Below are 11,423 nucleotides of genomic sequence, written 5' to 3'. Positions count from 1 at the left end.
TCAGTGATCCTCCTTGTGGCTGAGCTCGTGGTTCAGCTCCTTGACCTCGGCCACGGGGATGAACGGGAAGAGGCGGAGGAAGATCAGGACGAGCAGCAGGAAGAAGCAGATCGTCCCGATGAACATCGAGATATCGACGTACGTCGGGTGGTAGGCGTGCCACGCCGACGGGATGAACTCGCGCTGCAGCCCCATGACGATGATCACGAACCGCTCGGACCACATCCCGACGTTCAGGAGGATCGAGATGATCCAGAGCAAGGGCATGTTCCTCCGGACCCGCGGGAACCAGAGCAGCTGGGGGACGAGCACGTTGCAGATCATCTGCGCCCAGAAGATCGCGGCGTTCGGCCCGGCGGGGCGCGCGGCGAAGAACTGGTAGATCTCGTATGCCGATCCGCTGTACCAGGCGGCGAAGAGCTCGATGATGTACGAGTAGATGACGATCCAGGCGGTGACGAGCGCCAGCTTGCTCAGGTTGTCGATGTGGCGCTGGGTGACGACGTTCCCCAGGTGGAAGATGCGGCGCGCCGGGATGAGCAGCGTCAGCACCATCGCGAACCCGGAGAAGATGGCCCCGGCGACGAAGAACGGGGGGAAGATGGTCGAGTGCCAGCCCGGGACGAGCGCCATCGCGAAATCGGTGCTCACGATCGAGTGCACCGAGAGCACGAGCGGCGTCGCGAGCCCGGCGAGCAACCCGTAGAGGAGCCGGTAGTGACGAAAGGTGACAGCGGAGCCGCGCCAGCCGAGCGACAGGACGCCGTAGACGATCCGGCGGAGGCGGCTCGGGGCCCGGTCGCGGAGGGCCGCGAAGTCGGGGATGAGCCCGATGTACCAGAAGACGAGAGAGACCGTGAAGTACGTGAACACGGCCGCGGCGTCCCACGGCAGCGCGCTCTTGAACTGGGGCCATACCCTCAGGGTCGCGGGGTAGGGGACGAGCCAGTAGGCGAACCACGGCCGGCCGAGGTGCAGGAGCGGAAAGAGGCCCGCCTGGACGACGGCGAAGAGGGTCATCGCCTCGGCGAACCGGTTGATGCTCGTGCGCCAGCGCTGCTCGAGGAGGAGCAGGATCGCGGAGATGAACGTCCCCGCGTGGCCGATGCCGATCCAGAACACGAAGTTGATGATCCCGAACGCCCAGCCCACCGGGATGTTGTTTCCCCAGACACCGATGCCGGTGGTGACGGTGTAGAGGATGGCGAGCGCGAGCACGACCGTCCCGGCGCCGGTCAGGGCGAACGCCGCCCACCACAGCCTGGACCGCGGCTTCCAGACGACCGACAGGAGCTCTTCGGAGAGCTCCTCGTCGGTTGGCCGGCCGAGGATGAGGGGCTCCGTCACGGCTTGTCGAGCTCCGGGTTCTTGTTGTCGACGCGCGCGAGGTACATGGTCCTCGGCCGGGTGCCCTGGTCGTGGAGCACCGCGTAGCTCCGCGGCTCGCCCCGCCACGCCACCATCGCTGTCTCTCCGTGCGCGAGGGAGCCGAACTGGATCGCCTGCGTCGGACAGGCCTGCTGGCACGCGGTGACGACCTCTCCGGGGCGGATCGCGCGCTCTTCCACCCGCGCGGCGATCTCCGCCCGGCGGATCCGCTGGACGCAATAGGTGCACTTCTCCATGACGCCGCGCTCCCGCACCGTCACGTCGGGGTTGCGCTGGAGCTTCGTGAGCCCCGTGTTGTACGCGCGGAGCTCGCCGTAATCGAACCAGTTGAAGCGGCGGACCTTGTACGGGCAGTTGTTCGAGCAGAACCGCGTCCCGACGCAGCGGTTGTACGTCATCTCGTTGAGCCCGTCGGGGCTGTGCGTCGTCGCGTTCACGGGACACACGTACTCGCACGGCGCCTTTTCGCAGTGCTGGCACAGCATGGGCTGGTGGACGACGGCCGGGTCGCGCGGGTCTCGCGGGTTGTCCACCACGTACGTGTCGATGCGGAGCCAGTGCATCTCGCGGCTGTTCAGGACCTCCTCCTTGCCCACCACGACGACGTTGTTCTCGGCCTGGCACGCGGTGACGCACGCGCTGCAGCCGGTGCAGATCGTGAGATCGATCGTCATGGCCCATTGGTCCTTCGGCGCCCCGGGGGGAGGCATCGGGGGCATGAGGGACGGCTGTGGCCCCTTGAGCGCCTCCGTGAAGTCGGGGCGCTCGCGGTAGACGGCGAGGGGGACCGAGAGCGCTATGGGGCGCCCCTCCAGGCTCCAGTGCCGCTGCGTCAGGGCGAGCTTGTGCTTCTGGTCCGGCCGCTTCGTCACCGAGGCGCCTGCCGCGAAGAAGGGCGCGGCCGCGGTGCGGAGCCGGTACGCGTCGGACCCCACCCCCGCGGCGATCGACTCGGCGCCGCTGCGCCCGTAACCGAGCGAAAGCGACACCGTGCCATCGGCGTGCCCTGGCGCGACGAGGACCGGTATCGACATCGTTCGCCCCCCGAGCTCGAGATCGACGACATCCTCGCTCTCGACGCCGAGCGCCTTCGCCGTCGCCGGGCTGAGCAGCGCGGCGTTGTCCCAGGTGAGCTTGGTCATGGGATCGGGCAGCTCGAGGAGCCACGGGTTGTTGGCGAACCGGCCGTCATAGACGCTCGCGCCGGCCGAGAAGGCGACCTCGATGGCGTCCGCCTTCGGCGGGGCCGCCGCCACGAGCTGCGTGAGCGCCGCGATCACCCCGTCGAGCCGCAGCGTGGCGTCCTCGCGCGGGGCCGCGGTGCCCTCGACGAGCCCGCGCCGGAGCGCGTCCTCCCAGAACGCATCGAAATCGGCGCCGCCCCGGCGCGCGGCCCAGGCGTCGCGCAGGAGGTCGCGCGCGCTCTTCTGCGTCTCGCCCGCGAACACCGCGAGCACCTCGGCGGCGGTCCTGCCCTGGAAGAGCGGCTCGATGAGCGGCTGGATCAGCGAGATCGTGCCGTCGTACGCGCGCGCGTCTCCCCAGGCCTCGAGATCGTGCGCGGCGGGAACGAACCAGTCGCAGCCCGCGGCGGTCTCGTCCTCGTAGAGCCCGAGGTAGACCCGGCTCGGGACGGAGGGGAGCCGTGCCGCGAGCTCGAGATCCGCGGGCGCCGTGTACACCACGTTGCTCTCGAGGAGCACGAGGGTATCGACGGCGCCGCGGCGGAGCTCCTCGGCGAGCGCCGTGAGGTCCTGCTCGGCGGCGCCCGCCGTGATCAAGGTCCCCGCGGTGGTCCACGCCGCGCGGTCGTTGCGGAGCGCCGCGTTCATGAGGTGCGCGAGCGCGTGCACCGCGGGAGGCTGCCGCTCCCCCGCGACGACGACGCTCGCCGCGCCCCCGCGCGCGAGGTCGCGCGCCACCGCCCGGGCGAAGCGCCTCTCCGCCTCGCTGACCCGCGCCCGGAGCGGATCGAGCGCGCCGAGCGCCTGAGGAGGGATGAGCCCCGGGCGAGCGCCCTCGGTCAGGAGCAGCTCGGCCGCGATCGCCGCGGCGATCGCCGGTACGTCGCTCGGCCGCTTGCGCAGGCGGTGATCGGCCATGCTCCCCGTCGGGGTCAGCCCGGGCTCGATCACATAGAGCCGGTTCATGGTGCCTGTCGGCGAGCCGATGCGCCTGCGCTCCGCGAACTGGCGCGAATACCGCACGCTGAACGGCATCGACGCGAGGAAGTCGGCGTCGAGCGCGAGGATGACGTCGGCTGTCCGGAAGTCGTACTGCGCCTGGAGCGGAGCGCCGAAGGCGAGCTCGGCCCCGCGCGCCGGGTGCGCCGACCGAGCGGGCGCGTAGAACGTGAACCGGGCCGCCGGATAGCGCGCCTGGACGCGGCCGATGAGGTCGAGGAGGAGCGGAGAGCCGGTGGGCCGAAGGACGAACCGGAGCCCGGCGCCGCGATCGCTCCGGGCGCCCTCGAACTGCTGGACGAACGCGCGCCACGTCGCCAGGGCCGCGCCGCGGCGCGCCGCGCGCGCGCGGTGCTGATCGTAGAGGCCGAGCACCGACGCTTGCTCGTAGACGCCGGTCGAGCCGAGGCTCGCCGGGTGCTGCGGATTGCCCTCGACCTTCGTCGGCCGCCCCTCGTGGCTCTCGACGAGGATGCCCGTCGCGAACCCGTCGAGATCCAGGCTGGTGGCGTAATACCGGAGCACGCCCGGCGTCACCTCGGGCGGCGTCGTCACGTAAGGGACGATGTTGTCCCCAGCCCTCGCTCTGCACCCGGACACGCCGGCGAGCGCCATGCTCGCGCCGAGGAGCTCGAGCCAGCGCCGCCGGCTCATCGTGGCCGGATTGCCCGCGCCCGCCGGGAGTTCCCGCGCCGCGGCCTCGAGGAGCTCTGGTGACTCGAGGAGCTCCGCGAGGCTGCGCCAGTACGCTTTACCCGTCTTGCCGTCGAGCGCGGCGCTCCACGGGATCTGTTTCTGATCAGCCATCGTCCCTCTTCAGGTCATCGTTGGATCCGCGCCGCCGCCCTGACGGCGCTCCGCTGCTGGCCGCCCATGGCCCCTCGTCCTCTCGCGCTCTCGTAGGTGTCCTGGTCGCTCCTCGATGATCCCCTGTGTGTCGCTCCGTTCGCGCCCGCGCGGGCTCACCTGTGGCAGGCCGAGCAGTGGACGAGGTGCCGCACGCCGAGCTGCTGCGCGATCTGCCGGCCGATCCGCTCCGCGTCGGGGCCGGGGTCCCAGTCCATGTCCGTGATCGCGGAGAGCGGGCGGAGGTGGCGCTCCGGCGCCCTGTGGCACTCGAGGCACCAGCCCATCGTCATCGGCGTCACCTGGCGGACCTCGGGCATCTGATCCACGCGGCCGTGGCACGTCACGCAGCCGACGCCCTTGTTCACGTGGATCGCGTGGTTGAAATAGACGAAGTCGGGCACGTCGTTGACGCGGTTCCAGACGATCGGCGTGTCCGAGAAATAGCTGTTCCGGACGAGCTCGAGCTTGGGGCTCTGATTCCAGATCTGGCTGTGACAGCCCATGCAATCCGCTGTCGCCGGCATGCCCGCCGTGGCCGCCCGCCCGACGGTGTAATGGCAGAAACGGCACTCGATGGCGTCGTCCTGCACGTGGTGCCTGTGGTCGAACTGCACGGGCTGCTGCACGGGCAGGTGCCGCCCGGTGTTCCAGTCCGAGCGCACGTAGATCATCGGCGCTGCCACGGCCGCAGCGCCGCCGAGGATGACGGCGGCGATGGCGAGTCGGAAAGCGGTGTTGCTCCAGCGCGGAAAAACGGATGCCATGCTCTCGTGTGGTTGGCCTCGCTCGAAGTGCGGCGATGGGGCCAGCTCCATCGATATCGATGCGTGGATCGCGGGGCTCGTTTCGCGATCTCGCCACGCCCCGAACGCCGGCACAGGCGCGTCAGGGGGGCCCGCAGCGGCGCCGTCCGGCGTGCGCGCGCGGCGGGCGGGGCGCGCGGGTGCCTCCAACAACGCATCTTCGCCGCCCTGGGCTTCGATCTACGATTTACGATATCGTCCGGCCATGAGGCCGTCGAGCTCAGCCCTGTCGTCCCTTCCGATCCTCGCGCTTGTTCTGGCGGCCGAGCTCGCGTTCATCGCCTGCTCGCGCGAGGAGTCGATCTCTCCGCTGCCGCCCGGCACGACCGGCGGGGACTCATCGGCCGCAGCCGGCGGAGCGGACGCGAGTGGGGGTGGCAGCAGCGGGGCTGGCGCGAGCGGGGCTGGCGCGAGCGGGGCTGGCGCGAGCGGGGCTGGCGGCAGCGGCGGCAGCGGCGCTGGCGGCAGCGGCGGCGGTGAGCCCGCGGAGGGATTCAGCTGTGCGCCGCCGAGCGAGGACGAGGGCGCGCTGAAGCTCACGACGGTCGTCTCCGGCCTCGATCACCCGCTCCTCGTGAAATCCGCGCCGGGCGACCCCACGCGGCTCTTCATCCTGACGCAGCCTGGCCAGATCCTCGTCCTCGACGACGGAGCGGCGGAGCCCAAGGTGTTTCTCGATATCCGGGATCGCGTCCTGTTCAATGCCAACGGCGAGCGCGGTCTGCTCGGGCTCGCGTTCCACCCGGATTACGAGGACGGCGGTCGCTTCTTCGTCCACTACACGGACAAGGCGACGGGCGGCAACGCGCGTGTGGTCGAGTTCGCGCGGGGAGAGGGGCCGGACGTGGCCAGTCCAGACCCGGTGGCCACGTACCTCGAGGTCGTGGATCTACATCGGAACCACAACGGCGGTTCGCTCGAGTTCAGCCCGATCGACGGCTTCCTCTATCTCGGGCTCGGCGACGGCGGCGACAACAACGACGCCGGCCCCAACCATGCCGACATCGGCAATGGCCAGGCGCTCACGACGCTGCTCGGGAAGATCCTTCGCCTCGACGTCTCGACACACCCGTACGGCATCCCGGAAGGGAACATGACGGGCGAAGGCGTCCTGCCCGAGATCTGGGACTATGGCTTGCGGAACCCGTACCGCTTCAGCTTCGACGCGTGCACGGGCGATCTCTACATCGCGGACGTCGGTCACCGCCTCTGGGAAGAGATCAACATCGAGCCGGCAGGGCAAGGACGGAAGAACTACGGCTGGCGCCGGATGGAGGGCGCGCACTGCTTCATCCCCGCGGAGAGCTGCGATCTCGAGGGGACCATCACGCTCCCTGCCGTCGAGTACGGCCACGCCGGGCGGGTCATCGAGGATTGCTCGGTCACCGGCGGCTACGTTTACCGGGGCAGCAGGATTCCGTGGCTCCGGGGGAGCTACTTCTACGGTGATTACTGCAGCGGCAGGGTCTGGACGCTCACCTATGAGGGCGGGGTGGTCTCCGCGCCCGTCGACCGGACGGACGATCTCGGGTCGTTCGGCTACAGCATCGCCAGCTTCGGGCAGGACGGGGCCGGCGAGGTCTACGTCGTCGATCTCGGCGGCACCGTGTACCGGATCGATCCGGAATGAGCGTTCACGACCCCCTCGCCGCGCGCCGCGGCGGCGCACCGCCGCGCGCGCCGGGCCGGCGCAGCGCCGCGCCGGCGCTCACATGGACCAGCGGAGCCCGGCGTAGCGCGGGCCGATGACGAGCTCGGGCGGCGGCGCCGGCGTGGAGGCAGCCTGCTTCTCGGGCTGCACCGGCACCTTGCGGCCGCCGACGATGGCGAGCGGGATGCCGACGCCGGCGAGGACGAGCCCGCCGACGACGAGCCCGACCCCGGCGCCTTCCGCGTCCGCGCCGTCCTCCTCGTACTGGTAGCCCGTGTCGTCGGCGTACGGGTTGCTGGACCTGTCGTACACGCAGCCGTCGCCGGAGCACGAGGGGGCGGAGGCGATCACCAGGCCCCCGCCCAGGATGGCGACGGCGCCGAGGCTCGTCAGGACGATGCCCGTGACCATCATCCCCTTGCTGCGGCGCTTGGTCAGCGGCGCGGCCGGGCGCCCCGGCGCAACCGCGGCGACCGGCGCGAGCGGGGCGCCGCTCGCTCGCGGCGCGCCGGGGCCGCCCGGAGGAAGCGCGGCGGCGCCCGCAGGCGCGGCGGGGCCGCTCGGCGGGAGCGCGGCGTCGCGCGCCGGCGCGCCCGCGGGCAGCGGCGGGATGGCCAGCGTCTCCGAGGCGCCCGCCCGGGTGAGCTCCATGGATCTCGCGAACGGCGCTCGGCCGGCGGCGGAGGCCTCGACCGTGTGCTTCCCGGGATCCACGGGCACCGGCGTGCCCCACTGCGCGCGCCCCACGAGGGCGCCGTCGCGCTTCACCTGGAGGTCGGCCGGGGAGTCGGCCGGCGCCGTGATCGTCAGCCGGATGAGCCGCGGCTCGAGCGCGGCGGCGCGCTGCCGCGCGACCTTCTCGCGCTCCAGCTGGCCGGCGGCCCTCGACGCGCCGGCCACCTCGAGGAACATCGACCAGGCGCTCGCCGTCCGGCCGAGCTGCTCGTAGCAGGCCGCGAGGTTGAACTGCGTGCCGATCCCCGGGTCGAGCCGCTGGCTCTCCTCGAGCTTGGGGCACGCGTCGGCGTATTTGCCCTGGGCCATCAGCTGCTTGGCCGCGTCGAACAGGGCCTGCGCGGCCGCCGTGTCGGCCCTCGCGTCGCGGCCGCCCGAGAGGAGGGCGGCAAGGAACATCGCGAGCGCCAGCAGGCGCCCGAGGTGCTTCACGGGCAGGCTCGTCATGGTGGTGTCCTCACTTGCGATCGTCGAACAGGTTGCCGCCGGGCGGCGCGGCGGCCGGGGCGGCGGGCGGCCGGGGGGCCGGAGCCTGCTGCGTGGCGTGCGTGGGGGCCGGGGGTCGCGGCGCGGCGCTCGGCCGGCGCGGCGCCGCGGGCTTGCCGCTGGCCGGCGCCGCGGGGGGCGCAGGGGTGATCTCGGCCGGGCCCGGCGCCGCCGTGCGGTCGTCCACCGGCGCGGGGGCCTCGGCGCCGCCGGGCGTGACGGCCGGCGAGAGCGACGCGGGCGCGGTCGCCGGCTGTGCCGCGGCGTCCGCCGGCGACGGCGCGGCCGAGGCGCTGGCGGCCGGCTCGGTCGCCGCGCCGTCGCCGCGCGAGCGGGACGTCAGGAACGCGAAGACCGCGACCGCGGCGATCAGCGACACGAAGGCGCCGGCCGCGACGGCGAGCCCCACCGGCCGCTTTCGCGTCACGACCGTCCCGCTCCACGTCGGCGAGGTGTTCAGCGACGTGTTCACCACGGTCGGCGAGGTCACCCCGCTCGCCGAAGCGAGCTCCGGCCGCGGGGGCCCCGAGCTCCGCGAGATCCCGCTGATCCGGTCGATGGAGAGCCGGGCCCGCCCGGTCGCGAACGGCGCGAGCGCCTCGGCCAGCTCCCCGACGTGGCGGAACCGCTGCTCCGGCAGCTTCTCCAGGCACTTGCGGATCACCGCCTCGAGCGCCGGGGGCACGTCGGAGCGGAACGCGGCGAGGGGGCTCGGGATCCCCTGCATGATCGCCACGCAGAGCTGCGGCATCGTCGCGCCGTCGAACGGCGGCGCGCCGGTGAGCAGCTCGAACAGGATGACGCCGAGCGACCAGATGTCGGTGCGCGCGTCGACGTCGCGCGAGGACTTGAGCTGCTCGGGCGACATGTAGAGCGGCGACCCCATGATGGCCTTCGTGTCGGTGATCCGTGGGTCGGAGCCGCCGGTCGCCACCTTCGAGATCCCGAAGTCGAGCACCTTCACGCACGGGGAGCTGTCCGCGCGCCGCGTGAGGAACAGGTTCGCCGGCTTGAGGTCGCGGTGGATGATGCCCGCGGCGTGCGCCTCGGCGAGCGCCTCGCAGGCCTGGAGGACGTACTCGACGGCCGCCTGCGGGGTCATCGGCCCGCCCGCGCGGAGCGCGTCGGCGAGGTCGCTGCCCGACAGGTACTCCATCACCATGTACGGCGTGCCGGAGTCGAGCGTCCCGACGTCGGTCACGCGCGCCACGTGCTCGCTCTTGACCTTCACCGCGGCGCGCGCCTCGCGCACGAAGCGCTCGGCGAGCGTGCGCGACTTCGCCGCCTCGGGCAGGAGCAGCTTGATCGCGACCCGCTCCTCCAGCTGGAGGTGGGTCGCGGCGACGACGACGCCCATCCCGCCGGCGCCGATCACCCGCTCGACGCGGTACTTCTCGGCGATGACCTGCCCCGGTCGCACCAGCCCTTCGGCTTCGTCGTGTGTCGGCGCGGTGCTCGTCATGGCTCGGTCCCCTCGCGCGCCGGACCGCGGATCCCGTGAACAGCGCGATCTTCGCGGAAAATCCGGTGCAAAGCCAGCCCACGATAGCCGCCGGACGTACGGCGATCAATCTCGGGGCTGGGCTCCGTCGCGCCGGCGCGGCCCGCGCGCCGTCGGGTTCGTGCGCCATCGCCAGCGGCCAGCGCGTGGCCCGCCCGTGCCCGCGCGCCGTGGCGTTCCCATGGTCCCTGCCGGCCGCCCGCCAGGACGCTTCCCCCGGCCGTGAATCCAGGAGAACATCGCTCACCTCATGGAGCACGGTTACCCCGGCGGCGAAAGGGAGCGGCGCCAGCGGATCCTCGAGGCGACAGAGCGGCTCCTCCGCCGGTACGGGCCTGCCAAGACCACCGTCGCCGATATCGCGCGCGAGGCCGAGATCGCGGTCGGCGCCGTGTACCTGGAGTTCGCCTCGAAGGACGCCATCGTCGAGGAGCTCTCCCAGGGCGAGCACCGCGCCGTCATGGCCGCGATGCGCGCCGCCGCGGCCCGGGACGACGTGCCGTTCTGCGACCGGCTGCGGGCGGTGTTCGACGCCCGCGCGCGCGCCTTCCTGGAGCTCGCCGGCTCGGGCGCGCACGCGTGCGATCTCGTGCATTGCCAGAGCCGCGCCGTGAAGGCCGCCCACGCCCGCTTCCTCGACGAGGAGCGCGCGCTCCTCCGCGATCTCGTCGCGCGCGGCGCCGGCGCCGGCGAGCTCGACGCCGCCGACGCCGAGCTCACCGCGCGCGCCCTCCTGCGCGCCTATGCGAGCTTCGCTCCTCCGTGGCTGTTCCAGGGCTCCCGCGAAGAGGTCGAGGCGATGCTGTCCGCGGTCCACCGGATCGTCCTTTACGGCCTCGTCGGCCGCGGGCCCGCCCGCGAGCCGGGGGGCTGACGCCGCGCCGTCAGCCTCCGGGCCTGCGCAGGCTCGCGGCCTCGGATACGACCCAGTCCCTGAAGGCGGCCACCGGCTTGCGCCGCAGGCTCGCGCGCGTGCTCACGAGGTAGTAAGCGAGGCCCGTCGGCAGCGCCGGGAGCCTGGGAAAGAGCAGCACCAGGCGGCCGAGCTCGAGCTCCGCGGCCGCGAGCGACCAGCGCGCGAGCGCCACCCCCTGACCGCGCACCGCCGCGTCCACCAGCATCGACGAGTCGGTGAGCTGGCTCTGGCGGACCCGCGCTGGCAGGCGGCGCGAGCGCTCGCGAAACCAGCGGCCCCAGGCGTCGGGGTGGTCGTCCCCGAGCAGCACCTCGTGGCTCAGGTCCTCGACGCGCCAGCGCGCGCGCTTGCTCGCGACGCTCGGCGCGGCGGCCACGATCAGGGCGTCGTCCGCCAGCTTGACGGTCAAGAGGCCCGGGTAGCTGCCGAGTCCATAACGAATGCCGATGTCCACCGGCTCTCTCGCGAGATCGACGAGGCGCTCGGTGGCGGAGATGCGCACGTCGACCTCCGGGTGGCTCACAAGGAACTGCCCGAGCCGCGGCACGAGCCAGCGCGCCCCGAACGACGGCGTGACGCTGACCGACACGGCGGGCCGCGCGTCCGCGGCGGGCCGCCGCAGGCGGGCGTTCGCCTCGCGCAGCCGGGCGAACACGACGCCCAGCTCCGCGGCCCAGCGCTCGCCGTCCTCCGTCAAGCTGATGCCGTGCGGCGAGCGCCGAAACAGCGCCGTCTCCAGGGTGTCCTCGAGGGCGCGGATCTGGTGGCTGACGGCGGCCTGGGTCACGCCCAGCTCGCGCGCCGCGCGGGTGACGCTCGAATGGCGCGCCGCGGCCTCGAACGCCTGCAGGGCGGTGAGCGACGGCAGCGGCGGAGGGTGATCCCCCGGGGCGGGGCTGGTCATGAGAAT

8 protein-coding genes are annotated in these 11,423 nt (G+C 72.5%); 2 read left to right on the top strand and 6 right to left on the bottom strand.

Features of this window, described 5'->3' with window-relative positions; genetic code table 11:
- From nrfD to WMF34_RS23320, 3 genes are all read right to left on the bottom strand, one after another.
- Entirely contained in the window at positions 1-1,347 is a 1,347-nt protein-coding gene (gene nrfD / locus WMF34_RS23330; protein ID WP_437994587.1) for an NrfD/PsrC family molybdoenzyme membrane anchor subunit, read from the bottom strand.
- Positions 1,344-4,379: a TAT-variant-translocated molybdopterin oxidoreductase gene (locus WMF34_RS23325; protein WP_437994586.1), complete on the bottom strand. Its 3,036-nt coding sequence runs from the start codon at positions 4,377-4,379 to the stop codon at positions 1,344-1,346. Before WMF34_RS23325 ends, nrfD begins: the two co-directional genes overlap by 4 nt.
- A gap of 155 nt (positions 4,380-4,534) precedes the next feature.
- A complete protein-coding gene (locus tag WMF34_RS23320; RefSeq protein ID WP_044965543.1) occupies positions 4,535-5,185 on the bottom strand; it encodes a cytochrome c3 family protein in 651 nt (216 codons plus the stop codon).
- Positions 5,186-5,429: 244 nt separating this feature from the next.
- Here WMF34_RS23320 and WMF34_RS23315 point away from each other — a divergent pair, with 244 nt between their 5' ends.
- Positions 5,430-6,854, top strand: coding sequence for a PQQ-dependent sugar dehydrogenase (locus WMF34_RS23315; protein ID WP_437994585.1), 1,425 nt, complete (start codon positions 5,430-5,432; stop codon positions 6,852-6,854).
- A 78-nt stretch (positions 6,855-6,932) separates the two neighbouring features.
- Here WMF34_RS23315 and WMF34_RS23310 read toward each other — a convergent pair whose 3' ends face one another.
- Together WMF34_RS23310 and WMF34_RS23305 are read right to left on the bottom strand one after the other, a co-directional pair.
- Positions 6,933-8,057 carry a hypothetical protein gene (locus WMF34_RS23310; protein WP_437994584.1) on the bottom strand — a complete coding sequence of 375 codons (1,125 nt, stop codon included), beginning with the start codon at positions 8,055-8,057 and terminating at the stop codon, positions 6,933-6,935.
- Positions 8,058-8,067: 10 nt separating this feature from the next.
- Positions 8,068-9,558, bottom strand: coding sequence for a serine/threonine-protein kinase (locus WMF34_RS23305; RefSeq protein ID WP_437994583.1), 1,491 nt, complete (start codon positions 9,556-9,558; stop codon positions 8,068-8,070).
- 289 nt (positions 9,559-9,847) lie between these two features.
- Between WMF34_RS23305 and WMF34_RS23300 the strand changes: the two genes are divergently transcribed.
- A complete protein-coding gene (locus WMF34_RS23300) occupies positions 9,848-10,471 on the top strand; it encodes a TetR/AcrR family transcriptional regulator (RefSeq protein ID WP_012237143.1) in 624 nt (207 codons plus the stop codon).
- Between the two features lie 10 nt (positions 10,472-10,481).
- Here WMF34_RS23300 and gcvA read toward each other — a convergent pair whose 3' ends face one another.
- Complete coding sequence (gene gcvA / locus WMF34_RS23295) at positions 10,482-11,417, bottom strand: transcriptional regulator GcvA (RefSeq protein WP_437994582.1); 936 nt, start codon at positions 11,415-11,417, stop codon at positions 10,482-10,484.
- Positions 11,418-11,423 lie beyond the last annotated feature (6 nt).

This window comes from Sorangium sp. So ce145 (assembly GCF_051525985.1).
In the GTDB taxonomy this organism is placed as follows: domain Bacteria; phylum Myxococcota_A; class Polyangia; order Polyangiales; family Polyangiaceae; genus Sorangium; species Sorangium cellulosum_B.
The sequence above is the reverse complement of the archived record's forward strand: the minus strand, read 5'-3'. Positions and strand labels throughout refer to the sequence as shown.

What these genes read in the sequence shown, in the direction of transcription:
- WMF34_RS23325 (WP_437994586.1), bottom strand. Translation starts at nt 4,379, where the DNA reads ATGGCTGATCAGAAACAGATCCCGTGGAGCGCCGCGCTCGACGGCAAG.
- WMF34_RS23310 (WP_437994584.1), bottom strand. Translation starts at nt 8,057, where the DNA reads ATGACGAGCCTGCCCGTGAAGCACCTCGGGCGCCTGCTGGCGCTCGCG.
- WMF34_RS23305 (WP_437994583.1), bottom strand. Translation starts at nt 9,558, where the DNA reads ATGACGAGCACCGCGCCGACACACGACGAAGCCGAAGGGCTGGTGCGA.
- WMF34_RS23300 (WP_012237143.1), top strand. Translation starts at nt 9,848, where the DNA reads ATGGAGCACGGTTACCCCGGCGGCGAAAGGGAGCGGCGCCAGCGGATC.
- WMF34_RS23320 (WP_044965543.1), bottom strand. Translation starts at nt 5,185, where the DNA reads ATGGCATCCGTTTTTCCGCGCTGGAGCAACACCGCTTTCCGACTCGCC.
- gcvA (WP_437994582.1), bottom strand. Translation starts at nt 11,417, where the DNA reads ATGACCAGCCCCGCCCCGGGGGATCACCCTCCGCCGCTGCCGTCGCTC.
- WMF34_RS23315 (WP_437994585.1), top strand. Translation starts at nt 5,430, where the DNA reads ATGAGGCCGTCGAGCTCAGCCCTGTCGTCCCTTCCGATCCTCGCGCTT.